This window comes from Boudabousia marimammalium (assembly GCF_001936115.1).
In the GTDB taxonomy this organism is placed as follows: domain Bacteria; phylum Actinomycetota; class Actinomycetes; order Actinomycetales; family Actinomycetaceae; genus Boudabousia; species Boudabousia marimammalium.
In genome coordinates, this window is sequence record NZ_MPDM01000009.1 from 37,491 (window position 1) to 60,851 (window position 23,361).

Annotated in this window: 20 protein-coding genes and 1 tRNA gene; 7 read left to right on the top strand and 14 right to left on the bottom strand. The window is 51.9% G+C overall.

Going from position 1 to position 23,361, the window contains the following annotated elements; genetic code table 11:
* Positions 1–289: 289 nt before the first annotated feature.
* Both BM477_RS07485 and BM477_RS07490 read left to right on the top strand, forming a co-directional pair.
* The gene (locus tag BM477_RS07485; RefSeq protein WP_075362047.1) at positions 290–1,207 is read left to right on the top strand and encodes a sulfite exporter TauE/SafE family protein; all 918 of its coding nucleotides are present in this window, start codon (positions 290–292) and stop codon (positions 1,205–1,207) included.
* Complete coding sequence (locus BM477_RS07490; RefSeq protein ID WP_075362048.1) at positions 1,207–2,190, top strand: hypothetical protein; 984 nt, start codon at positions 1,207–1,209, stop codon at positions 2,188–2,190. Before BM477_RS07485 ends, BM477_RS07490 begins: the two co-directional genes overlap by 1 nt.
* A 1,644-nt stretch (positions 2,191–3,834) precedes the next feature.
* On the opposite strand, the gene BM477_RS07495 is transcribed toward BM477_RS07490, so the two are convergent.
* The 3 genes from BM477_RS07495 to BM477_RS07505 form a co-directional block, all read right to left on the bottom strand.
* The gene (locus BM477_RS07495) at positions 3,835–4,830 is read right to left on the bottom strand and encodes a DUF5692 family protein (RefSeq protein WP_075362049.1); all 996 of its coding nucleotides are present in this window, start codon (positions 4,828–4,830) and stop codon (positions 3,835–3,837) included.
* Positions 4,831–5,245: 415 nt separating this feature from the next.
* On the bottom strand, positions 5,246–6,340 hold the full coding sequence (locus tag BM477_RS07500; protein ID WP_222842297.1) for an AAA family ATPase: 1,095 nt from the start codon (positions 6,338–6,340) through the stop codon (positions 5,246–5,248).
* Between the two features lie 466 nt (positions 6,341–6,806).
* The gene (locus BM477_RS07505; RefSeq protein ID WP_075362051.1) at positions 6,807–8,378 is read right to left on the bottom strand and encodes a YfcC family protein; all 1,572 of its coding nucleotides are present in this window, start codon (positions 8,376–8,378) and stop codon (positions 6,807–6,809) included.
* 250 nt (positions 8,379–8,628) lie between these two features.
* Here BM477_RS07505 and BM477_RS07510 point away from each other — a divergent pair, with 250 nt between their 5' ends.
* The 3 genes from BM477_RS07510 to BM477_RS07520 are packed head-to-tail and all read left to right on the top strand — an operon-like array spanning position 8,629 to position 11,667.
* Positions 8,629–9,525: an ABC transporter ATP-binding protein gene (locus tag BM477_RS07510; protein ID WP_075362052.1), complete on the top strand. Its 897-nt coding sequence runs from the start codon at positions 8,629–8,631 to the stop codon at positions 9,523–9,525.
* Positions 9,525–10,322, top strand: a complete 798-nt coding sequence (locus BM477_RS07515) for an ABC transporter permease (RefSeq protein ID WP_084543801.1) — start codon at positions 9,525–9,527, stop codon at positions 10,320–10,322. The genes BM477_RS07510 and BM477_RS07515 overlap by 1 nt, the downstream gene beginning before the upstream one ends.
* Positions 10,222–11,667 (top strand): hypothetical protein, encoded by a 1,446-nt coding sequence (locus BM477_RS07520; RefSeq protein ID WP_158024413.1) that lies wholly within the window; start codon positions 10,222–10,224, stop codon positions 11,665–11,667. Before BM477_RS07515 ends, BM477_RS07520 begins: the two co-directional genes overlap by 101 nt.
* A gap of 15 nt (positions 11,668–11,682) precedes the next feature.
* Here BM477_RS07520 and BM477_RS07525 read toward each other — a convergent pair whose 3' ends face one another.
* Positions 11,683–12,063 (bottom strand): hypothetical protein, encoded by a 381-nt coding sequence (locus BM477_RS07525; RefSeq protein WP_075362054.1) that lies wholly within the window; start codon positions 12,061–12,063, stop codon positions 11,683–11,685.
* Positions 12,047–13,195 carry an amidase domain-containing protein gene (locus BM477_RS07530; protein ID WP_075362055.1) on the bottom strand — a complete coding sequence of 383 codons (1,149 nt, stop codon included), beginning with the start codon at positions 13,193–13,195 and terminating at the stop codon, positions 12,047–12,049. The genes BM477_RS07525 and BM477_RS07530 overlap by 17 nt, the downstream gene beginning before the upstream one ends.
* Before the next feature lie 626 nt (positions 13,196–13,821).
* On the opposite strand from BM477_RS07530, the gene BM477_RS07535 reads away from it, so the two are divergent.
* A complete protein-coding gene (locus tag BM477_RS07535) occupies positions 13,822–14,268 on the top strand; it encodes a hypothetical protein (protein WP_143230255.1) in 447 nt (148 codons plus the stop codon).
* A gap of 451 nt (positions 14,269–14,719) precedes the next feature.
* Here the strand turns inward: BM477_RS07535 and BM477_RS07540 are convergent, their stop codons facing one another.
* The 6 genes from BM477_RS07540 to BM477_RS07565 all read right to left on the bottom strand — a co-directional run bounded on the left by BM477_RS07540 (position 14,720) and on the right by BM477_RS07565 (position 18,975).
* A complete protein-coding gene (locus tag BM477_RS07540) occupies positions 14,720–15,106 on the bottom strand; it encodes a hypothetical protein (RefSeq protein WP_075362057.1) in 387 nt (128 codons plus the stop codon).
* A 357-nt stretch (positions 15,107–15,463) separates the two neighbouring features.
* The gene (locus BM477_RS08665) at positions 15,464–15,748 is read right to left on the bottom strand and encodes an HNH endonuclease (RefSeq protein WP_084543803.1); all 285 of its coding nucleotides are present in this window, start codon (positions 15,746–15,748) and stop codon (positions 15,464–15,466) included.
* On the bottom strand, positions 15,654–16,409 hold the full coding sequence (locus tag BM477_RS07550) for a DUF2785 domain-containing protein (RefSeq protein ID WP_075362059.1): 756 nt from the start codon (positions 16,407–16,409) through the stop codon (positions 15,654–15,656). The genes BM477_RS08665 and BM477_RS07550 overlap by 95 nt, the downstream gene beginning before the upstream one ends.
* A 106-nt stretch (positions 16,410–16,515) precedes the next feature.
* Positions 16,516–16,589, bottom strand: a tRNA-Gly gene (locus tag BM477_RS07555).
* Between the two features lie 221 nt (positions 16,590–16,810).
* Positions 16,811–17,923, bottom strand: coding sequence for a DUF5692 family protein (locus BM477_RS07560; RefSeq protein ID WP_245792894.1), 1,113 nt, complete (start codon positions 17,921–17,923; stop codon positions 16,811–16,813).
* An 80-nt stretch (positions 17,924–18,003) separates the two neighbouring features.
* Positions 18,004–18,975, bottom strand: a complete 972-nt coding sequence (locus BM477_RS07565; protein ID WP_425425756.1) for a hypothetical protein — start codon at positions 18,973–18,975, stop codon at positions 18,004–18,006.
* A 245-nt stretch (positions 18,976–19,220) separates the two neighbouring features.
* Here BM477_RS07565 and BM477_RS07570 point away from each other — a divergent pair, with 245 nt between their 5' ends.
* A complete protein-coding gene (locus BM477_RS07570; RefSeq protein WP_075362061.1) occupies positions 19,221–20,582 on the top strand; it encodes a DUF5692 family protein in 1,362 nt (453 codons plus the stop codon).
* Between the two features lie 8 nt (positions 20,583–20,590).
* On the opposite strand, the gene BM477_RS07575 is transcribed toward BM477_RS07570, so the two are convergent.
* From BM477_RS07575 to BM477_RS08375, 3 genes are all read right to left on the bottom strand, one after another.
* Entirely contained in the window at positions 20,591–21,037 is a 447-nt protein-coding gene (locus BM477_RS07575; protein ID WP_075362062.1) for a sterol carrier family protein, read from the bottom strand.
* A gap of 113 nt (positions 21,038–21,150) precedes the next feature.
* A complete protein-coding gene (gdhA, locus tag BM477_RS07580; protein WP_075362063.1) occupies positions 21,151–22,488 on the bottom strand; it encodes an NADP-specific glutamate dehydrogenase in 1,338 nt (445 codons plus the stop codon).
* Positions 22,489–22,927: 439 nt separating this feature from the next.
* Positions 22,928–23,361: hypothetical protein (locus BM477_RS08375; RefSeq protein ID WP_158024415.1), on the bottom strand; the 434-nt coding region annotated here is incomplete at its 5' end.

Below are 23,361 nucleotides of genomic sequence, written 5' to 3' on the forward strand. Positions count from 1 at the left end.
AAGTGTTGTTTGAGGGGTGTTTTTTGGGGCACAATGCGTTTTTTGCAACACAGCGATTTGCTGATGCAGCACTGGAGCGGTCGTGGCGATAATCGCACCCCACAGCCGTCTAAGAGTGACAGACCCCTCGGCACCCCGCAAAACTGTGCGCCCCAAAAACCTTGCGAACGCACGGATACCCGCCCGCAACGAAAACTCGCCAACCCGGATCTTTCGGCCGAAACCACCAACAAAACCTCCCACTATAATTTTCTAGTTTGTAAAACAAACTATGAGTGAGGAGACTCCAATGCAATACGTTTTGCTAACCCTCATCGGGGTTGCAAACCTAATTTTCATTGTTGCTTTCGCGAAAGATCTATACCGGAAGCGAGCAACCTTCCTGAAAGAACCCGGAAACCCGGTCGCACAAAGCATTAGTTCCGCGATTATCTACTTTTTCTCAACTTTCGGAATTTCTGATTTTGCGATCTCGACTGTCCTCTACCGCAAAATGAAATGGGTCAGCGACCGTCGTCTCCCCGGCACGCTCAACACTCAGTGCGTAATCCCCGTCGCGGTGATGGCATTCGCCTACATTTCCTCAGTTGAAGTCGGGATGCGGACGCTCTTTACCCTTGTTATCGCCCAAACCGTGGGCGCCTACATTGGCCCGCGCTACGTGGTGAAACTACCAGTGAACGCGATCCGACTATTTATCGCAACCGGCCTAGTGGTGGCCTCCGCGGTCATCACCGCAACCCAGCTAGACTGGATCCCCTCAAACGGTACCGCTACCGAACTTTCACTACCCAAGCTGCTGATCGCAACGATTCTAATGTTCATCTACGGTGCGTTAAACAATGTGGGAATCGGCTCCTATGCGCTCACCATGGTGACTATTTTTGCGCTGGGTATGAACCCTGTCGCAGCTTTCCCCATTATGATGGGTGCCTGCGCGGTATCCGTCCCGATCGGTTCCACCGAGTTCATTCGCCTTGATTCCTACTCTACGAAGATTACGTTCATTTCCGCAATCTTCGGCGTGCTCGGCGTGCTCTGCGCCGTATTCCTGGTGACGTCGTTGCCGCTTTACTGGATTAAGTGGATTGTGGTGGCGGTGCTACTGTACTCTGCTATCACCATGTTCATGGCATACCGAGAGAACCGGGAAACCACCAAATCGCCCGAAACTGCAACCACTGAAACGAAGGAGCCGGTTCTGTAATGATTATCCTCTCCGCAGCAGAGATTGAAAAAACGCTCACCATGGAGTCAGCGATTGTGGCCTGCAAAGACGCCCTCGGCTACCATGCGAAAGGTGAAGCGACTGTACCTTTGCGTGTAAACGTGCCGGTAGAAGCGCACCAAGGCCAGGCCCTTTTCATGCCGGCTTCCGTGCCTGCTGCCGACAGTTTGGGCATTAAAATTGTTTCGGTTTACCCGAATAATGTGGCGCAGGGTCTTCCTGCAGTGCCCGCGCAGGTGATTATGATGAACCCTCGGACCGGCCTGGTTACCGCGATGCTGGAGGGCACTTCCCTCACCCGGATTCGTACTGGCGCGGTGCAGGGTGCGGCCACGGACGTGCTGGCGCGACCGGACGCCAACATCGGTGCGCTGATAGGTACGGGCGGCCAGGCTTCCGGCCAGCTTGAAGCAATGCTGACGGTCCGCGACCTGGAGCTAGTGAAGGTGATGGACGTAGACTTTGCGCGCGCGCAAGCATTCGCGTCGGCAGAATCCACGCGTTTGAGCCGCTTTGGGACGAGGATTCAGGCGGTTGAAACATCCGCGGAAGCGGTGCAGGATGCGGATATTATTACGGCTGTGACGATTTCAAAGACCGCCGTGTTTGATGCTGAGCTGATTAAACCCGGCGCCCATGTGAACGGGATGGGATCATACACGCCGGAGATGTCGGAGATCCCCCAGGCGCTGGTCCGCTCTGCGGGTCTGGTCGCTATCGATACTGCCGATGCTTTAGCTGAATCAGGCGATTTGATTAATCCGATTAATGCCGGTCAGCTCAGCGCGGAGGACTGCGTGCCCTTGGGTGAGATCATTAATGGTGTGCGTCCGGGGCGTCAGAGTGAGGAGGAAATTACTTTCTTCGAATGTGTTGGCTCTGCAGTGCTTGACGTAGTGTGCGGTCAGCGAGTTCTGGAACAAGCCGAAGCGCAAGGCATGGGACAAAACATTCAGATTTAATCAGCTCACCGCCTGTGTGTGCGAAAATGCCGGGGTAGCTTATTGTTCGCTGCCCCGGCATTTGCTTGCTTACGAGACTGGGTTTTAGCTGGCGTAGGATTAGTCTTTAACTTGCAATCTCTATATGGTGCATGTGATTTCTGACATAGCTACCATTGTGGTACTGAAAGCAGTATGTTTGTTACTGGTTTCGGATTACGACTATGATTTGATGACTATATAGACATAATGAACATATGTGTAAAGAATCTATGAGTCTTATACAGGTTTCCGCAAGTGCCCATATTGTTGAGTGGCCATTGAATTAGCAGTGTTGGGCAGGTAATTGCGGAGGTCATCTTGATTGTTGAGGGAAGCTTTATGGTGCATGATAGTGCACTCACTTTACGTTAGATGGATGAGGGTCGGCTGGAATTGGCATACAAAATGAGAGTTTCTCGTTCATGAACGATATTCAACTGCTCATCATAAAGCACAGCTGAGTCATGTTTTCTTTAACTTCTCTTATATTGGTGCTCGCAGTGCTACGTTTTATCTCGGATGAACTGTTTGTTCAGTAAATTTGTGGACCGTGAGTCGTGTTGTTGAGTGGTGCCTTGTCGGCTTACTCGCTAGATTCCATCATTCGGTTGATTGTTTTGTGAGTGGACTCTTGCTTTTCCTGCACCGAAGTCACGTTGGTGATTAGGAGCTGAGAATGTGATGATGTTGATAGGGTACCTTTTCGTTGCCTACCTAGTCTCCAACTATTGTTTTTAGGCCCCGATTCATATAATAGTGTTGTTTTGTTTGGTATTCTTTCGGGTTATGTAGTACCCACATTCGCTGGGCTAGGGTTAATGGTGTCGAATGCTCACTCCACTAACTCTCTATGTCAAAAGCTGCACTCCTTATTAATGCTTGGGCATAGTGTCTGACTGCAACAACATCGATGGTTGTGTTCTTGATTAGGTTATTCCGTTTCCTTGGTTTTAATGTTCAATGGGTAATCGTAGTAAGCTCAAGTGAGGTAGCCGGAACATGTATGCAACACTGTTGCCGATTATGGTGGTTGGATTAAAAGCGGACACCATGAAGGTATTAATGGTTGGGTTATTCAACTTCGTAGTCAGAGTAGTTTATTAATCGGCAGGGTGGATACTATCTGCATGCAGAATCAATTTCTCAGATTAAATAACCACAATTGGCCCTAAATGATAGGTGCTTGTTAACCCGGCTAGTCTGGTTGACTGTTTCGTAAGGGAAAGGTCTGTAATGATGTTGCAGGGTGCGGCCGTGTCGGGACTTGCTGGGATATATTTGAATCCCAATATCGTCGATGAGCGTTACTTCCTAATTTGGATAGCCCGCCAATCTTCGACTCGTGCGGGATTTTATGGTAGATACAACTAATTATGCTTGTCAAAAGGATTTTCCTCTACGGCATTTCCTTGGCAATTGAAACGATCGATGGCGCTGAGACCTCCAATCCGACCAGTTTTCTTCATTCTAGGACACGAAGCGTAGCCACTTGTCAATGAGTTATTCCAGATGGCTGGAACCGCTCAGGTAAGAGCAAATTTCTGACAGCGTACTCTGGCGTGTACACAGCAGGTGAGGTCAGGCTCCACCAATGGTCCTAACCTCACCTGCTTCACTGAAGAACTACCTCTTTAGGTGCTTTTTCTTTTCAATTTCTGGGTATGCAAGCGCGGCGGGCGAAGGGATTCCCTCGACATCAATATTATCCGAGTAAATCTTCTTATAGGAGCGAGAATCTGTGTACAACTCGCCACGGATTGGATTCCGACGAGTCTTCACGATCATCCGAACCTGGTAGACAGCGACAGCGACATTGGATATGAATGCAAGCATTGAGACAATCCAGTACATGGTTGGATTGTGTGTTGAATGGATCGCGTACTGTCCTTCGGTAAAGAAGTTCGGGAAGGTCATTACAATCATCATCCAAATCGCCAAAGTTGCAGCACGGGCTTGCAACCAGCTCCCCGGCTTTATGAAGAAGGCCGGTATTGTGCAAGACAGAAGTAGAACTAGGCCGCCGTAGACCGCCCGGTCGGTGACCACGTTGTACAAGTATGCGAAGTTCCACAAGTCGTACGCTATAATCCAGAACCACATCATATCTGGCCAAATCATGTCTCGCTGACGACCCTTGCTGATAATGATTCCATACCAGCCGCAGATGGTCAGGATGTTAAGAATACCTGCGATACTGTTAAAGAAATTCCAGCCACCGCCGATATAGGTCATTCCATCGATAACTGTTTCTTCCATGCCCATTATCTCAAACTCGCGTACAACAGCTTCCATGATATTGATAGCGAGGATGGCTGGTGGAAGCACATAATACCATTTGAGTTTCTGTACTTTCGGAAAGAATCTTAGTCCCCAGAAGATGATGCAGCCGGCCAGTGCTGAATAGACCTTGGCCCACTGGAACCAGTTTGCTGTACTTGCCCCAGAACTGGGACCTGAGGTGGTAGGCCAGACGAAGACTGTCAAAACTATGGGCAGAATGATAAATATACTTAGGCCTGTCCATTTGTTAAAACGAGCCAATTCGTTCAGAAGCATTAGCAGAATCAAAACTGCTAAAGCCATTCCCCATGCTTGTATTGGAACTGATGCAAATAACATGTCATTTTCCTTTTCCTGAAGATGTGAAACTGTGCGTGATTTACTTCCGCTCTCTTTCGTGCACAACTCGAAAGAGTACTCTGGTCGTCTTTAATCAGAGTGTTTTCAATGTACTCCATAATTGTTAAATAGGACATATTTAAGTGTTGCAAATAGGTGTCAGTTTCTTTTCTGCATATTCTTCGTGGTGGTCATGTTTGTTGAAATATAGCCGAAAAGTGAGGTTTCAAGCAATTTGACAGTGCTTGTTTCTGTGAGAATGGGGGGATTGGGATGGAAAAATGGCGTTAGCGGTAATTAGGAATCGTGAATATAATTAAATTTAGGGGCAAATTACTAGACCAGTGTTCTATCTGTTTGCTGAGTTGTGTTGGAATCTATTCAAATTGGTCCTGTTTATCTCAAAACTGCCCAGTCAGCTGTAGTTTTCCCGCAAATATTCCCGCAAATAGGGCAACGCAAATTTGACTCTGCCGCGCTGAGTGGGTTCAATCATTTCCGCGTCAATCAGGCGTCTACGATAGTTGTTCGCGTACTGGGCTGAAACACCCATCCTGTCCGCAATCTCAGCGACCGCGGAATCTTCCTCGTCCTCGGCCATGAACCCTAAGAAAACCCGGTCCTTTTCGGAGAGGTCCGCCAAGGCCGGCTCGTGCACCAGCTGCCCCAGCTTCGTGCGCGCCCGCGAGATTCCGGCCCGCACGCTGGCCGCCGTGATGGTGTCGCCTTGGCGGGCGGCGAAAGAGTACTGGCCGACCAGCTGAATCATGAAGGGGTAGCCGTCGCAGGCGGTTGCCGCCTCATCCAGCGCATCCTCATCCCAGCGCAAGCCCAGATTTTGGACCGGGACGGCCAGGCCCTCGCGCACAAAATCAGTGTCCACGCGGCCCAGGGTGACCCGGTTGGCGCGGCGCAAAAAAGTGATCGGGTTGCGTCCCGCATTGTCGCCCAGCAGCGGCTTCACCGAGCCGGGAATCCCCGCCATGAACAGCGCAATATTGCGCGATTCGCGGATCAGATGCTGCACCGTGGTGGCCAGTTCAATAATCTCGTCGCGCTGCAAATGATGCAGCTCATCCAGCGTGATGAACAGGCCCGTCTCCTGCCGCAGTTTCGCATCAGTTTCGTCGATTAGGTCCAGTAGTCGGGTCAGGTTTTCACGCAGGGACGAGGGCGAGGCGGTGTGCTCAACATTCTCCCAGTCCAAGCCGCCCGCGCCGGAGATTGACAGTCCGGTCAGTTTCCGTTTCGGCTTTGGCGCTAGCTCCGTGATCTTCGCTTGCGCGCTACCAATCAGGCGCGGCAGGAAGCCTTTGGTGGCGGTTTCAGAGAAATACACCCAGCCGCGCTGGAGAGCTAAATCCTCAATGGCGTTGAGCAGCACGGTTTTCCCAATGCCACGCGGGCCGGTAATCACAGTGACCCGCTCATGCGTGCCGGGGCCGTTATCGAGCGCGAATTGGACTTCATCTAGGATATCTTCACGGCCCACCAGCAGTGGTGGAGTCATCCCCATGGTTGGTTTGAATGGATTCTTGAGCATAACGCCAGTATAGCTATTTATTGTTATTTATTTTATTTAATGTTGTTTAAGGCTTTGTATCCGGGATTATTCGGAGCGGCTGGACACACACAACAGCGCATTGCAGAGCAGCAGATAAACGCCCTCGCCCTGCTTAAACTCTTCCAGATGAAGGCGCATCTGTGACTCAATCAGCGTCTGCGTTGCCGCCGGCCCGGTGTGTAAGTTTGGGGCGCGGGATCTGCTGGCCCCGGTCTGGCCTGGTGTGCTGCTCCATCTTTCGAACCAAACTCTCCACTGTTACGCACTAATGGCGTGTTTGTGTATGGGTTTTTCCCAGATTTGCCCTGAATTTGCCTTGTTTTGGGGAATATCCCATACATAATCGGAGACAAATTAGCCAAACTGTGAAAAATGCGCGGTAGCGTATTGATATAGCACCGCACCAGCCTAATCAGCTGGCGACCAGCACTGCTGTAACCAGGAACAGCGCTCCGAAGCCCATCAAGAATGCGACCATCGGCCAGACGAATCGTAGCCAGTGCGTGTACTTCATGTCCAGCATCTGCATGGTGGCCATCACCAGGCCGGTCGGGGCGATGAACAGCATGCAGTACTGGCCGAACTGGTAGGCGGCAACAATAATCCAGCGGGGCATCCCCACGGTGTCGGCCAGCGGTGCGAAGATCGGCATGGACAGTACGGCCAGGCCGGAAGATGAGGGGACTACGAATCCCAGTACGAAGAACACCAGCATCAAAATCACGATGAACACTGGGCCGCTCATTCCGGAGACCACCTTCGTTAAGGAGTACAAGATGGTGTCGGAGACGTGCCCGTCATTCAAAATAATGTTGATGCCGCGGGCAAGACCAATAATTAAAGAGACGGCCACCAGGGAGCCAGCTCCCTCGGCAAAAGCATCAACTAGCTCTTTTTCGGAAATCCTGTCATGCCCCCAAATCCCAATCAGGATGATGATAATGGCGGCAACCAGGAAGATGGTAGCCATCTCAGGGAACCACCAGCCGGCCAGGATGACGCCGAAAATCATGATGATGAAGGGCGCGACGAACAGGGTCAGGATGATTTTCTTTTCCCAGCCGAAGGCTTTGATGTCTTCAGTGCCGGACTCGACCAGCCACTTGTGACGGAAGGCGTCACGGTCGGAGTAGCTGTAGGAGAACTCCGGGTTGGCTTTCACGCGGCTGGAGTACCAGTACAGGTATGACACCAGCACGGTGCCGGCAATCAGCAGGCCGCCGGCGCGCCACCAGATACCCTCAGTGAACTGGATGCCGGCGGCGTTCGAAGCGATCACGGATGAGAACGGGTTGATGGTGGAGAAGGCTGTGCCCATCGCGCCGGACAGGAAGATCGCGCCCATACAGGTAATGGAGTCGTAGCCGAGGGCCAAGAAAATGGGGATAAGAATCGGGTAGAAGGCGACTGCTTCTTCCTCGAGGCCGAGGAGGGAGCCACCAATCAGCATGAAAATGGAGACGAGGGCGATTAGCGTGAACTCGCGGCCCTTGGTTTTCTTAGTCATCGCCAGGAGCCCGGACTCGAAGGCGCCCGTCGCGCGGACCACCCCAATCAGGCCGCCGAGGACGAAAATGAACACCATGATTTCGACCGCCTCAATGGCGCCTTTCACCATGGCGTGTGGAATAGCTGAGACGCTGGCTGGATTTTGTTCCAGCTGCTGGTAGGTGCCGGGCACGGAGATGGGTTTGTTGAGCGCACCTGACGTGAACTCTTCAACTTTGAGGGAGACACCCAGCTTGTCGAGGGAGGCCTGCTCGGCGGGCAGCTGTTCGGTTTCTCCTTGCGGGCTGGTCAACACCAGGCTGGAGCTGTCCATGTCATACGACAGTTTCGCGTAAGCTCCGGCCGGGATTGTCCAGGTCGCGATGGCCGCAAGGATGGTGAGGACGAACAGCACAGTGAAAGCGCTGGGGATGCTGAGGGTGAATCCTTTGCGACTGCGCGGGAGTTTTTCCTCAGTTACGGTTGCCTCGCTCATGTGATTCCCCTGAATCTCTGGTTAGTGCGGAATGTTTCCGCTCGGATTTTTCCTAGCAATACCACAACAATATACACGTCCCATGTGGATTCTTGAAGAATGAGAATACGGAAAAGTTGGTTTTGCTTTTTGGTTTCGCTCATCAATTCGGCTGTGTCCCATAGGTAGCGTGGATTAGAATACCAGTGTGGGCTTGGTAGCTCACCTGCGACGTGTTCATCGTGCGCACCGTAATCTTGAGGGGCAAATTATGGTTAGATACGCTGTTGAGGCGCAAGACCTGCATGTGACAATCGGGAAGAAAAACCTTCTGCATGGGGTAAACCTTCGGGTTGAGAAAGGTAGCTTTCACGGCATTATTGGCCCTAACGGTGCTGGTAAAACCACTCTATTTGATACGCTGGTGGGCTTTCGGGAAGCAACCTCGGGAACAGTACGGTTGTTGGGGGAAGATCCTTGGCCTCGAAAACCAAGCCTGCTTGCCCGCATCGGTATTCAGCCACAGCATCCCGCATTTTTTGTCCGGATGACGCTCAAAGAACACCTTGACTCGGTGGCTCGTATTTTTGGTGCGGAGCCCTCGTATGTCAATGTTTTGATTGATTCCTTACATCTCGATGATTGCGTGAACACTCGGGTTGAAAACCTCTCAGGTGGTGAACGCCAGCGGCTAGCAGTTGCCTCCGCTCTTGTTCATAAGCCAGAAGTCTTGTTCCTTGATGAGCCTACTTCTGGTCTTGACCCATCAGCACGCAAATCTTTAGTTGAGTTGCTGCACAACTCCCAACTCCTTAATCTGACAACTTTGTACACAACACACTACTTGGATGAGGCAGAGCGCCTCTGTGACGTCATTAGTGTCATTGATTCTGGTGAAATCACCTACACTGATACGCCCCAGCATTTCATTTCCCAGGCTAATCTTGGTTCACGTATTTTACTTCCAGCTGCACTGCCTCAAGCCGATATTGTGCAAAAATTATTTGATTCGGTTGTGGTCACAAATGAGGGTGTTGAGATTTCCACTCATGACACCGCACAGGTGTTTGTAAAGTTGAACGCCGCCGGCGTGGATACCTCTGGAGCATGGGTAAATAATGGACGCCTTGAAGACGCTTTCTTGGCTATGACAGAGCGAGGGCAATAATGAGATCTACTGGTTTGCAGCGGGATACTCAGGCGGAAGTCCGGTCGTCATCATTGGCCACATTCAAAGCGCTAAATCGAGTGCTCCTCATTTCTGATAGTCGTGACATCGCCACCATTCTCTTTACGTTTGTCGTTCCCGTCATATTTTTGGTTGTAATGGTTCGTATCTTCGGTGGTTTTCCTGCACCCGAGGGCGGTGACTCTGTTAATCGCGTAGCAGTCAACGTCATAGCATTTGGGTTAGCATATGTAGGCGTTTTTGCGGGTGCTACACACCTCACGGTTTGGCGTGAGAACGGAATGTTTCAGGTGCTGAAGGCTTTCCCGATATCGACTGGATCCATCCTGCTGTCCCAGGCGTTTGTCGGTGCTATTCTTGCACTGATTCAAACATTGTTGCTGGTAGTCATAGCGCTTACCCCTTGGATTGGCGTTACTTTGGCGCCAGCATCAATCCTAGGGCTCGTGCCTGCAGTGCTTGGATACCTGATGTTCTATTTTATTGGTGTCTTACTGGCCGTCTATGTGCCTTCTATGGCGGCCGTTTCTATGCTTGCCAATCTTATTATTATGTTGCTTGGTTTTGTCGGTGGGGCAATGCTCCCTGTCGAGTTTTTACCTCAGTGGGCTCAAGCAATTGCCCCTTACTCGCCTGTGTTCAACGTCAGGCAGGCTCTTTATGTGCCCATGATTAATGTGGGAGCATGGAGCGATTTTTGGTTCAGTTTCGCTTATCTTGCTGGTGTCACAGGGCTTGGTTACCTCGTCACTCGTAAAATATTCACTTGGAAATAGTCGCGCATTAGCTGTATTGGCGGTGCTGCTGCCCTTGGGGCTGTCGTGGTTGGTGGCTGACCCGCAGAGTTTCGAGTCAGATTATCTGCCCGCTGTTGCCGGTTTGATTCAGTGGATTTATGTGCTTTTGCTGCTGGTGGGGTCGCTCCTCGGCTCTAGGCAGATTAATCACACGCCACCATCGGCTTCTTCTGTTCAGCCTGTTTCCGCAAGACAGTGCTTCGACCATTTCTATTCAGCGACTACCCGAAAACTAGTTCTCTTCGGCTTCATAGTATTCTTCGTTGTTGTTACTGCGCTGGCCGTCGGGTCTGGCAATCATGGGATCGCAGCTGAGAACTATCCGGGTTGGGCTCATCCGTGGGTGGTGTCGGCTTTCGCCTGTTCTGTGGTCGTCACGCTGCTGGAGCTGCTGGTCGTCAGGCTGTCGCGTCCGGGCGCTATCTGGTTGAAACCGTCCGGTCTGCGGTGGAGCACGGTCTTGCTGGTGGCGCTGGCTTGGGCGTGCGTCTTCGCGCCCTCCAGTTTCGTGGTGTTCGCTGAATCGCATTATCGCCGGCAGGGTTATCATTTTCAGCCGTGGCTTCATAATTCTGCTTTGTTGTTTGTGCTGTTTAGCGTCGGGGTTTTCCTGTTGCTGCTTTGGTGGCTGGTGTTGCGCTTAATGGTGGGGATTGGCCGGGGGAAGCATCCGCTGGCGCGGCTGGCAGCTGTCATCCCGGTACTGCTGGGTGGCGCGGCAGTGGCTTTCGGTGGCGTGTTTTTGCTTGTCGCCTTGGCGTTTGGCGTTTTCGATGGTGAGAGTTTTGAGCATGACGGGGAAAGCTACCTGACGGAGCCGGTTTGGTTGGATAAAGCCCACACTTGTTACCGTTACGAGGGCTGGTTTTGGGTGAGAAGAACCGAGTGCGTGGGGCGGTTTGCCCTGCCGTCTGGGGATTTCATGTTGGAGCCGCGTGGGGGAGAGTTGCCTTCGAAGGGTGCCGAGGATGAAGCGGTAAAGACATCCTCCTGTGAGGCCAGTCCGGATGACTGTTTCATGTCAGTGTGGAATGGGGGCTATGTTCGGGTTTCTGATGCTCAGAAACTTATTGACGCCGCGCAGTTGGATGTGCAGCGGATTAATGATTCCGGTTACGGCTGGGTGGTGGTGGATGCGGCCGCCGGTTCGCGCTGGGTCTTTGTGGTGGAAGAAAAGGCGGGGCAGTGGGTGTTTTTGAGCGAGATGCCTTCCACGCATGGTGTTTCAGAGGCGAGCTTTAGCGATGGCAAACTGGTCTTGTCGAATCAAGACGGCGAGTACGTCTTCAATTTGACAGCGAAGATCTGGTCGGTGCCGTTATGAAACCGGAGCGTAATGCTATGGTACGTTAGCGTACCAGTTTCCTGACTGCTCTTTTGACATGAATACGAAAATCTCGACTTCTGGTTTATTGGAGACTTTCAACGAGAAACGGAAATCACGTGGGCTTTCTTCTTTAAGTAGCCCGAGCTGTACTTGTTTGTTGCCGACATCCTTTCGGATTGTTTCGACCGCTACTGGGTTAGTGATCAGTTTTTCCAGCTTTTGGTAATCCTGAGAGTTGATAGTTGAGACTACTTCCTGTGCATGTTTGAGTATCTCGTTGGAAGGCTTATCATGGTAAACAAACCTCCATGCAGCAAGCAGAGCAATTATAACGGCGGCAACTATTATGGCTGGAATCCACAATTTCGCATTAAAACTACGTTCGGTAGGCATAGAAGGTAGCTCCTTTCCAGTCAATGAGAACCTGTTTTAGACTGCGTCGATAGCGATCTGCGGTGTGATAGGTGAAATAAGGCACGCCCTTGTGGTAATACGATACCATCATGGTATGTATCTTCTGGTTTGATTTCTTCTTTGTTACCTGAAGGACGTCGCCTTTTCGAAGATGCCATACGTTTGATAGATTCTTTGTGCGTCCACTAGCGCGCGCAAATGTTGCCCAATAATCGACAGAGGTCCAAGACCGGCTTTGCGTAGCGAATCCGTACCACCAGTAATTTGCGTTTCGGGGCCAACCGTATTTGTCTTTCCAACCACCAGCTCGAAGTGCTTGGCTGACAAAGTTAGTGCAATCTCCACCCTTCTGGTGGAAAGAACGGTATGCAGGATTGTACTTACTCCAATAACGTTCAAGATAATTTGCCATTGCGTTATAGTTATATCCGCCTGCCATTACGGTAGCTTTTTCTGATAATGCTGAGTCAGTAGTACGCTCAATCGAAGCTGGAGTAACGCCTGTAAAATCCGGATTCGAGTCAGACTTTTCAGCTTTGAAATAATCGGAGGTGGGATCGACTAGAGACTCTGCTTCGTCAAGGGGTAATAAGCCGGTAGGTTCGAGGTATTTGTCCTCAACGATTTCCCATTTGCCATTGGCTGAAGGGGCGAATGTGAGCTGATGGCGTGCAGTATAGCCTGTTTCCGTGCCAGCGCCAGCGATTGTCAAATACGTTGTCTCAGTTGCAATTGCCTCGACAGTGCCATTTGGCTGTTTACGGATTGAGTCAATAGTGGTAGTACTGTGCGATGCGGAATACGTTTCGCCCATTGCAGCCAGCTTTTTACGATAGTTGTCAACGGCCTTCTCAAAGCGTTTGTGATTCGCGTCAAAGGTGGTAGCGTGTCTGTCTAGTAAAGAGTCGATAGTTGGGCGGGAATGCAGGCCAGCAACCATGATGTCTGCAGATTCGGTGAATTGTTGTGCCGCTACTTGTGCGAGTGTGTCAGTGTTTACTGAAAGCGCGTCAGCCGGGTATGCAAATGCGGGTGTTGTAGCACCGAGCAAAAGAACTGCAGTACATGCTACGGCTGCAACCCTAACCCTAGATACACTTGTAGGTTTCATGTTCTTCTCCCGATTTGTGTGAGAGGGACAACTATTAACTATTAATCTCCCCAACAAAATGTTATCTGGTGCTATTTTGTTAAAACAAGCGTTTTCGGATTGGCTATGTCCAGAATGTTTCTGATATTCAAATCTAGCCATTTTAATGCGGGATGTTGGTCCTGTGATTTGTGGAAGTGTGCAAAAAGGTGCCCGGTGTAAAGATTTCTTAAACTATCACATTGCGTGATTGGTGGAAACCTATAACAGTGATTGTGAAATTGGCTGTATGGCAGGTCTTATGGTTAGCGGCTCTGAGTAAAAACCGGCTCCCGATATAGTGTTCAGTCTTTCATTAAGTCGTCATGGGGGTCTCCGCCAGTTATCTCACTTTTTCAATCACGCATATTCTGTCTGTAGAGACTACTGTAGAAAGCCTGTGTCTGCTGGCAACGATTGTTCTTTTCTAGTGAAGCTTGCCCAATGTGGCGCGGACTTCATTCCTAGTACTAGAGTCGAGACTAGAAGCAGCCTCGTCAAGTAATACGAGCTGGGCGTCGGATAAAAAAGTGTATACCCTCCATAATTGTCTGCGCAGTTCCAATAAGCTGGTGCCCTGGGCATGGTGAGGGCTAGAGTATTCCTTTGTGAGAACTCCCCTTTGGTATGTGCCGCCTGGGGATTTCATGTTGGAGCCGCGTGGGGAATCTCAGGGTGCCGAGGGGGATACGGTCGAGGATTTTACGGAGAAGCGACTTTACTGTGAGGCCAGTCCGGATGACTGTTTCATGTCAGTGTGGAATGGGGACTATGTTCGGGTTTCTGATGCTCAGAAACTTATTGACGCCGCGCAGTTGGATGTGCAGCGGATTAATGATTCGGTCTACGGCTGGGCGGTGGTGGATGCCGCCGCCGGTTCGCGCTGGATCTTTGTGGTGGAAGAAAAAGCTGGATGGTGGGTGTTTTCGAGCGAGATGCCTTCCACGCATGGTGTTTCAGAGGCGAGCTTTAGCGACAGCAAACTGGTCTTGTCGAATCAAGACGGCGACTACGTATTTGATGTGGCCACTAAAACTTGGTCGCTTCCGTTATGAAAGCGGAGCGTAAAGCTATGGCACGTTAGCGCATCAGTTTCCTGACTGCTCTTTTGACATGAATACGAAAGTTTCGACTTCTGGTTTATTCGAGTTTTTCAGTCTGAAATTATCAGCGCTTTGTTGGGTGCGGGTCTGAAACTGGAGCACTTTTCTGAGGGGAAGGAACTACCGTGGCCGTTGTTACCCATCATGGAAACCGATGATAATGAACAGTGGAGGTTCCCTCCATCTTTGGCTGACTGTGTTCCCTGTAGTTTCACTCTGGTCTGTAGCAAGGAATCTGCGCGGCCAGCGGACGGCGCATAGGAACCAAATCCCTGTTTACGTTTGGGTTATTGCCAGTTAGCGGTGCTGGCAAGATTCTTTTGCTTCTAGTTGGGATTGGATACTCACTCGCGTTGATTCAGAGCTATATTGCAATTCTTATCGCAAGCCCCTCTAACTAAATTTATTTTTTAGATTCGGGCATATATTTAATTACGCCGTCTTCTAACAGTGAGTAGATTGCATCTTCCAGTTTGAATACTTTTGTGCCCACCTTGTAATAGTTCGCAACGATTTTCTCCGAGTTTTCTGTACCAGGCAAACCTTGTTTGATGCTGATATCAACTTTGCCAATATAGACAGCGCCTATAGGCAAATCTGAGATATCGTCATCATACAAATAAAGCGTTCCGCGATATGATATGGCCGGCTTATACGATGCCTCGACTGAATCGGCACCTTCACTCTGCGAACAAGCGGATATTGTCATCGTTAATGCGATAGCAAAAGTTACTAAGATAACGAACTGAAAAACGCTTCGTCTCACCAGTTGTAAATGGTCGTGTCCCATTTAAAAGAGCCTCCTGATACTGACAGAATCTTTATCTTCTTTGATATCAGTGAATAGTATTTATTCCATGATTTCAAACAGAATAAGTTGTGCTGTTATAACCACGCAGAACTAGAGCAAGGCGATCTTTCTTATATGTGCCTTTCCCAGCGGTTCCTAGGTAGATTGGTTTGCCAGCATTAATCTGCTTTCTTAAACATGTCACGGCGACTCCTTCGTCAACCTTTGCTAATTATGGTCAACAATGATACTGCTTGCGACAGTGTAGTTCAGGCAGTTTTTTCAAATCGGATACATGACGTAATCTCATATCACTCGGCGGAAGAGCATGTTCCTATCACTAAGTGAAAACCGTGATTAGTTTTCTCCGTCTATGCCGTCACGGGCGGTTTTGTGTGAGTGGCAGTGCCTGCACAGGGCTGGGAGGTCGGTCTCGTTGTGGGTGCCGCCGTGTTCTACGGGGATGATGTTGTCGAGCCGGGGTGATGCTTCCGGCTTGCTCGCAGTGAGCGCACAGCGGATGAGCTGCGATGAAACGGTCACGGATTTATTGCTTGTAGAGCCAAGGCATGTCGGAGGCGAAAATACCTTTGCACGTTGAACTAATAATTTTCGACTGGGGCAGTAAAAGCGGTTTTTCATCAACTACAACTGGGATAGATGCAGCTGCATAAAGTAGTGCTACCACGGCACGCCGGTTTGTTGCCCAGCCGGCAGTTGCCATATTCATGTTGTGTTTTGTGAGTTCTGGTTCGCTTGGTTTGCTAATGATGCTGAAGAATGAGTCAAGGCAAGCGTCTGGATTTGCCATTAAGGTTCTGCTAACTGCGGCTACAACTCGGGCGGGCTCGTTGTATAGCCAAGGTAATCCGGGGGTCACAACGCGCTTCGCCAATGTTTCAAGCACTTCTTCACCAGATGCTGCGCTAGTTTGTGCGCAAACACCAAGGCAATCCGCTCCGTGCGCTACCGCATGCAACCAGCCTAGTTTTGGATCGTAGCCGCGTGTGTCTGTTTCACGCAGATACCATTTGGAGCACTCATCGTAGATTTCACGGTTTACATGTCCTGCTTGAAGTAGCCAAATTAGGATTAACGGAGCGAACGTTCTTGCTTGGATCTCTGGGTGGCTCAGATGTGATGTTGCAACGGATTGAATATCGTCAAGTTCATCGCTCCACCGGCCAGACAAAATACCTTGTGCCAGAGCTTCTAACGCATAACCATCCCTAATAGAGGGATCAGGGCTAGCCATCAATTCACACAGTTTCTGCCAGCTCATATCGTCGGGGGTTTGTCTCATAATCCTCTCCTGAGAAGCGTCAAACTTTAACTTATCGGGGCTCTTTTCATCTGTATTGACAAACCGCAGTGCGAAAAGACTAAAACTGGAGTTTTATAACTCTGATTGGAGCGGACGACGGGAATCGAACCCGCGACAGCAGCTTGGGAAGCTGCAGTTTTACCATTAAACTACGTCCGCGTGCGCAGGCCTTTCGGCTTTTGCGTACACACCATAATAAAACACTACCCGGCCCGCGTCCACACATGCCCGCCGCGCGGTGGAGTTGGCGGCGCCGAGCCTTGGGGTGTGGTGCGTGTGATGCCGGCGCCGTCGCCCCGCCCCACCGCTCAATTAGCTGGGGCCGAGGATGCCTCCACAGACACACCCTCGGCCCCAAGCCAAAACGAAACTTCCGTCAACTACTCAAGCGGAGGCCTGCCGGCTCGCCCGCCGGAAGCGGGGCCAGAAGTAGCGCCGGCGGCAACTGGACCGTAACCCAATTTCTCCGGAGTGCTGCCCAGGCGGGCGGCGTGCTCCAGCTTGATCTCATCGGTGGCGCGGTCGCGTAGCAGCTCCACGTAAGAGGGCAGGTCAGAGTAAACCTCCATCTTGGCGGGATTGCGATGCAGCTTAAACACCCGGTAGTAATGCCAAATGAAGACGCCCAGATTCCAGGCCAAAGAAGCGAAAGAAATCAAGAACAGGGCAGTGCCATTGTGGGAGGAGCGATGCTCAAAAATAGAGCCGTTCGTGAACGTCGGGAACGTCAGCACGAAAGCCGTCCACAATGTCAGCGTGTAAGCGCGGTACTGAATCCAGGCGCCCTTCGCCATGCCGAAGAAAATCGGGATAGTGCAAGAGGCCAGCAAGGCCACACCCGAGTACCAAGCATGGTCAGAAATACAGTTGTAGACGAACGCCAGATTCCACAGGTCGTAGCCGATGATCCACGGCAAAGTCAGGTCGCCCCAGACGGTGGCCTTCGACTTATCTTTAGCGATGTAAATACCGATCCAGCCGGAGATAGCTAGCAGGTTCAAAATGCCGGCGATACCGTTCATGATGTTCCAGGAGCCACCCCAGGTGACCATGCCGCCCTGGTTCGGGTCGAAGCCCTGCACGCTGTAAACCTGGAAGTCACGAACTACGGCTTCCAGAATGTTTACTGCCAACAGGAGCGGCGGGAGCAGTAGATACCAGCGGTTGCGTAGCTTCGGGAAGTACTGCAAGCCGACCAGGGAAAGCGAACCCAGCAGGGCGGAGTACTGCTTCACAATGGGGAACCAGCCTGCCGTGGTGGTGCCTTCGGTAGAGTACGGCCACCAGAAAATGGTCAGCAGCACGGGGACAGCAATGAAGAAGACAATGACTGCCCACTTGTAGCGTTGAATCAGCCAGGCGCCGCCAGCCAATCCGGCGGTCACCAGAATCAAAGCGAGATAGTCCCACCAGTCTCCCACTTCAAAGAAGAACAAGGAGGGGTAGTCAGGAGGAGTGATTGCTCCTGGCATAAGCGAAAGTAACTGGATCATGAGATCCTCCTTTACCCAACCAAAAGTTGAATGAGGCGGGGCCGCACCGTTTCGCGATAAAGTGCGGCCCCGCAATCTGATTAGTTAGCCTTCTTCTTGCCCCAGCCGGGCAGGTAGCTGCGTTCCATCTTCTGACGGATCTGCTCATCCCAGGAGAACTCGGGCTCTTCCCAGTCGGTGAAGTAGTCCTTATCGACAACATCAGCCCAGGGGGTGCCGGGCGCGGTCGGCGGCCATTCGGGATCGTCGGTGACGGGCGGGCGGATACCTTCAACGGCGGGCGCCATGCGGCCGTACTGGAACCACTGGGTGTAGGTGTCGTCGAACAGCGGGGTGCCGTCCCACTTGCCGGCGGGAGTACCAGTGTTGAAGAACTTGCCGCCCAGCATTCCGCGCATGAACTTGCCGGTGTGCTGCTGCTTCTTGCGGAACTCTGCGACGCGCTTGAAGTAGGCGCACTGCATATTGGTCATGCAGCCGCCAACCAGCTCAATGTTGATCCAGTTAATGGTCTTGGTGAAGAGGTTGCCGGGCTCGTAGCCGATGCGCCAGTGGTTGATGAGGCGGCAACGCTCACCCTCCAGCGGGATCAGGTAGAAGCACCAGGCGGCAGCGAAGTGGGTCATGCCGGGGAAGCGGAAGGCGTAGGAGCCGGGGGCCGAGGGTGGCATCTTCGTGTCGATCCAGGAGACCAGGTACTTGCCGGGAACAACGTCGGTCCATTCCATGGACATGCCGTGGAAGTCGAAGGCGGAAATGTCGCCGGCAACCATGGAGTCGGGCTGTTGGTATTCCTCTTGAATCTCATAGGAGTTGAAGAAAGAGAGGCGAGCGAAGGTGCGCTCTAGGAACTCTGAGGAGAAGGAGCCGGTCTTGTTGGCGCCCAGCTGCTTCAGGTAACGCCAGACCGCGTAGGCGGGGGCGTCAATATTAATGGCGTAGGTGGAGGAGTATCCATTGTCGTAGTTGGCGTCGATTAGCTCATCGCCGGGGTACTGGAAAGCCTGCTCTTCGGGAGTGGCTTTGCCATGTAGCTGGCTGTAGGCAAACATGCCGGCGACGACGCTGGTGCTGAGGCCGGCTCCTACTTTGCACACCTTGCTGAAAGTGCTACTTTTACGTGTCATTTTTTCAACACCTTTGTTCGAATATCTGAATCGGCACCAAAATTGGTACAGGTTTGTATTCTATATGACCTTGATTACATTTTTCTGGACTTATGTCCCAGTTTGCGCTTGGTTGACGGGCTTATCCTGAGTCCTACCAGTTTGCTTCGCTTAACAGGAGATCCGTACCAATGGATACATTCTTAGGACTATGGGAGATAGGTACTCCAAAACTCTACCTAATCTGGTTTGTGGTGTTCGCGGCCCAGGTGATTATCGCCGAAATTAACCGGCGCTGGCTGTGGACCGTAATGGCCCTGTGGATGGTTGGCGGTATTGCTTTGATGCCGTACGCCGCTATCCACGGCACCCCGATGGTGGGATGGTTCCCTTTCGGCAAGTACGTAATCATGGTGTCCGTGTCGATTCTGAACGGTTATCTGCTCTGGTTGGGTCGCAATAATCCGGACAAGTTCCACCGCAATATCTTGATTATTGGGTTTGTTTCCTGGCTGGGCGTTTCCGCCAACATTATGGAAGCCAATATTCGTGACATCACCATTTACCTGCAGGCTGATGTTTACAATGCTTGTGCCGCCGACTGGCAGTGTCTCAAGGAAATCAATGACACTCATATTTTGGACATGATTAATGGCTTGCCGGAAAGCCGCGGTATTGAAGCTCCCATCCACTCGGATGCTTGGTATCAGGCGGTTGCCGCTAACTTCGCGAAAACTAACGTCGGGATTGACCCTTCCACTGGTTTCCGTACCATTGGTGGCTGGTGGAATATTGCTTCCGCTATTGCCGGCTGCTTGAATATCATCACCATGACCGGCTTCGCCAAGATGACCGTTACCACTAACCGCAAGCAGAAGGTTAAGGGTCTGATTTGGCCTGACATGATCTGGCCTTGGGTGATTGCTTACGACCTGTGGAACCATGCTTTCTTGTACAACGCTTTGGCTGACTACACCTGGTACTGCACGCTGGCGCTGCTGTTGGCCGCCACGATTCCGGCTTTCGCCTGGGCGAAGGGGCAGTGGCTCTGGTTCCGTTGCTACACATTAATGTTCTGGATTGCGATGAACAATATTTTCCCGGAGTATCTGATTTCTCCGGCGCAGAACAACTTCGCAACCATGAATCCGACCGCGAATATTATCTGTTCGATGGCGGCTTTGATTGCCAATATCGCTTTGCTGATTTACTGCATCTACGTGATGGCTGTGAAGAAGCGCCGCCCCTATACGACCGGCTTGTTCCAGGACTTCAAAGCCTACCGTACCGTTGTCACCGAGCATTGCGATGACCGTGACAAGTACTGGCTGTGCGACATGATTCCGGAAACCCCGAAGGAGCTGGGTTTCGAGCCTGAGTCGAATGTGCCGCCCGCGAATGGCTTCGTTTCTCACCTGTTCTGGTGGGGTAAAGAAGATAAGCGGTACCCCAAGCTCCGCACGCCGTTATCGGCCGACCCTGTGCTGTCGGCGCGCGGAATCGTCTCCGACACTCAGTGGGATACGCCAGCGGCTAAGCTCAACACCAAGTAGCCGCCCGCTTATAGCAGCGGTAGTAGGTCGCGGAGGGTGGCCCGTTCCCCGGAGGCTTGCAGTAGTGCGGCCCCCTCGGCCTCATCCCAGCTTAACTGTCCAGCCGCCAAAAGCACCCACACGCTCATCGACATTTCGATGACGGCGGGCGGGGTGCCGCGGCGGTGGACGGTTCCGCCTAAGATCTGGACTGCGCCGGCGGGTGGAACCCGCACTTCCACGGCCCGGCCGGGGGCGCGTTCCGCTAGTTCCTCTAAAGCCCAGCGGGCCGCGGTCAGCAGGGTGGGACGGTCTAGGGCGGCATCAAGCTGCGCGGGTGAAATCTCCCCCAGTTTTGTCAGCACACCGCCAGCCCCGGTCTGTGTGTCATCTCCAGACAGGAGATGCTGCAGCTCGGTCGCGGCGGCGGTCAGAGCCTGCCGGCCTTTCGTGTCATCTATTCTGCGTCTGGGCATGATTTGATTCTAAACCATCCGGTCGCGGGAAGGGCGCATGGCTGAAACGTAGCCATGCGCCCTTCACATGATGTTTATTTAGTCTGCGCTGTTCATCCGCGCAAACATTGGGATCAGACGATGCCGTGCGCGAACATGGCGTCAGCGACCCGCTTGAAGCCCAGAATGTTAGCGCCCAGCACGTAGTTGCCTGGTTCGCCGTACTCGGCGGCGGTCGCGGCGCAAGAGTCGTGAATATCGCGCATGATCTCAGTCAGTTTCGCATCGACTTCTTCACGCGACCAGGATAGACGCTGAGAGTTCTGCGCCATCTCCAGGGCGGAGGTGGCCACGCCACCGGCGTTCGAGGCTTTACCGGGGGCGTAAAGAATGGCGCCCTCCTGGAAAATTTCGATAGCTTCAGGCGTGCAAGGCATGTTCGCGCCCTCGGCCACAACATGGCAGTTATTTGCCAGCAGGCGCTTTGCGTCCTCGGCATCCAACTCGTTCTGCGTAGCGCAAGGCAGGGCGACGTCCACGGAAATCTCCCAGGGGCGGCCCTCAGTGTGTAGCTGGGCGGAGGGGCGGCGGGCCACATAGTCAGCGACGCGCCCGCGCTCCACCTCTTTCACCTGTTTGAGGAGTTCCAGATCCACGCCTTCGGGGTCGTAAACCCAGCCGGAGGAATCAGAGAAGGTGACGGGTTTCGCGCCCATCTGCAGTAGTTTTTCAATCGCGTAGATAGCGACATTGCCGGAGCCGGAGACGGACACAATCTTGCCCTTCATGGAAGATCCCCGGGTCGCCAGCATAGACTGGGCGAATAGCACGGTGCCGTAGCCGGTTGCTTCGGGGCGAATCAGGGAGCCGCCCCAGCCTAGGCCCTTACCGGTCAGCACGCCAGCATGGTAGGCGTTGCGGAGGCGCTTGTACTGTCCGAACAGGTAACCGATTTCGCGGCCGCCCACGCCAATGTCACCGGCAGGAACGTCAGTGTCGGGGTCAATATGGCGCCATAGTTCAGACATGAAGGACTGACAGAATCGCATGATTTCTGCGTCGGAGCGGCCATGCGGATCGAAGTCGGAGCCGCCCTTGCCGCCGCCAATGCCTTGCGAGGTGAGGGCATTCTTAAAGATCTGCTCAAAGCCAAGGAACTTCAAAATGGAGGCGTTCACGCTGGGGTGGAAACGGAGGCCGCCTTTGTACGGGCCGAGGGCTGAGTTGAACTCAATCCGGAAACCACGGTTCACCTGTACGACACCGTTATCGTCCACCCAGGGGACCCGGAACATGATCTGCCGTTCGGGTTCGACGATGCGTTCCAGTAGGGAAGCGTCAGCGTAGTGCGGATCCTTTTCCAGTAGGGGTTCTAGGGATTCTAGAACTTCGGTCACGGCTTGTAGAAATTCTGGTTCGTTCGGATTCCTTCGTTTGACCGTTTCCAAAACACTTTCAATTGTGCTACCCACTGTAACCTCCGTAATATCTGCGTCAAATAACTATAGGTGAATATTAAAACATCCTTATATTACCGTAAGTTTCGCGGTCAAGAACATATCAACAAGTAAAAATGTGAAGTATTAGCAAGAAAAGGGTGGCCCTTGTGGCACGTATGGGTGGCGCAGAGGGCATTCCACTGATTCAAACCTGCTAGCTTTCCATACTCTGAATGTTTTCATCCCCATGGCTCCGGGTTGTGTTGGAGGTTGTCTTATCGCCGCTGGTTGTGTTGCAAATTACGTATTGTGCTGCAAATGCGGGGTCAAAATTGACGCTTTGCGACACACTACTTTGGCGAGAATGGGAGGGATGGACCGTTGGTGAGTGTAAGCGTGATTTTCTTTAGCATTAGTGTCCTCCTTGCTTTAAAGCCGAGGAGGTATATCCAAGGCGCTTTGTGTGGTTGGGTTAGTTGAATTTGTCTTTGTTTACCCAGTCATATAGCCACTGTAGGTTAATCAAAGGCGCATACTGCGCGTCAATCACCGGCTGAACAGTACGATAAATCTCGCGTTTAAGCTCTTCTATATCAACAGTGTCAAGGTCGATTTCATCGGTTCTATTCATTGCGTAAGTTAGTTGAAAGTTTTTGTCGAAACCAAAGGCTATAGTATCGCTATTTCCATATGAATAGGTATTGTCGCCATAATATACAAGGTATGGTGTGCCGGTTTTCTTGTAGTTGCTGTTGTAGATGGTGTTTCCACCGTCGTAGTCGTATTTGATTCCGTCTATGTCTGGTGTGTTTACCCAAAATAGATTCTGCGTCAGTTCCATGAGGACTGGTTCTGTTCCGGGTTTGTGTGGGGTGTGTTGGGCGTAGTAGACGGAGTAGGACTTGA

Excerpts from the sequence above, each read along its gene's own strand:
- BM477_RS07485 (WP_075362047.1), top strand. The coding sequence starts at position 290 with ATGCAATACGTTTTGCTAACCCTCATCGGGGTTGCAAACCTAATTTTC.
- BM477_RS07490 (WP_075362048.1), top strand. The coding sequence starts at position 1,207 with ATGATTATCCTCTCCGCAGCAGAGATTGAAAAAACGCTCACCATGGAG.
- BM477_RS07495 (WP_075362049.1), bottom strand. The coding sequence starts at position 4,830 with ATGTTATTTGCATCAGTTCCAATACAAGCATGGGGAATGGCTTTAGCA.
- BM477_RS07500 (WP_222842297.1), bottom strand. The coding sequence starts at position 6,340 with ATGACTCCACCACTGCTGGTGGGCCGTGAAGATATCCTAGATGAAGTC.
- BM477_RS07505 (WP_075362051.1), bottom strand. The coding sequence starts at position 8,378 with ATGAGCGAGGCAACCGTAACTGAGGAAAAACTCCCGCGCAGTCGCAAA.
- BM477_RS07510 (WP_075362052.1), top strand. The coding sequence starts at position 8,629 with ATGGTTAGATACGCTGTTGAGGCGCAAGACCTGCATGTGACAATCGGG.
- BM477_RS07515 (WP_084543801.1), top strand. The coding sequence starts at position 9,525 with ATGAGATCTACTGGTTTGCAGCGGGATACTCAGGCGGAAGTCCGGTCG.
- BM477_RS07520 (WP_158024413.1), top strand. The coding sequence starts at position 10,222 with ATGTGGGAGCATGGAGCGATTTTTGGTTCAGTTTCGCTTATCTTGCTG.
- BM477_RS07525 (WP_075362054.1), bottom strand. The coding sequence starts at position 12,063 with ATGCCTACCGAACGTAGTTTTAATGCGAAATTGTGGATTCCAGCCATA.
- BM477_RS07530 (WP_075362055.1), bottom strand. The coding sequence starts at position 13,195 with ATGAAACCTACAAGTGTATCTAGGGTTAGGGTTGCAGCCGTAGCATGT.
- BM477_RS07540 (WP_075362057.1), bottom strand. The coding sequence starts at position 15,106 with ATGGGACACGACCATTTACAACTGGTGAGACGAAGCGTTTTTCAGTTC.
- BM477_RS08665 (WP_084543803.1), bottom strand. The coding sequence starts at position 15,748 with ATGAAAAACCGCTTTTACTGCCCCAGTCGAAAATTATTAGTTCAACGT.
- BM477_RS07550 (WP_075362059.1), bottom strand. The coding sequence starts at position 16,409 with ATGAGACAAACCCCCGACGATATGAGCTGGCAGAAACTGTGTGAATTG.
- BM477_RS07560 (WP_245792894.1), bottom strand. The coding sequence starts at position 17,923 with ATGATCCAGTTACTTTCGCTTATGCCAGGAGCAATCACTCCTCCTGAC.
- BM477_RS07565 (WP_425425756.1), bottom strand. The coding sequence starts at position 18,975 with ATGTTTGCCTACAGCCAGCTACATGGCAAAGCCACTCCCGAAGAGCAG.
- BM477_RS07570 (WP_075362061.1), top strand. The coding sequence starts at position 19,221 with ATGGATACATTCTTAGGACTATGGGAGATAGGTACTCCAAAACTCTAC.
- BM477_RS07575 (WP_075362062.1), bottom strand. The coding sequence starts at position 21,037 with ATGCCCAGACGCAGAATAGATGACACGAAAGGCCGGCAGGCTCTGACC.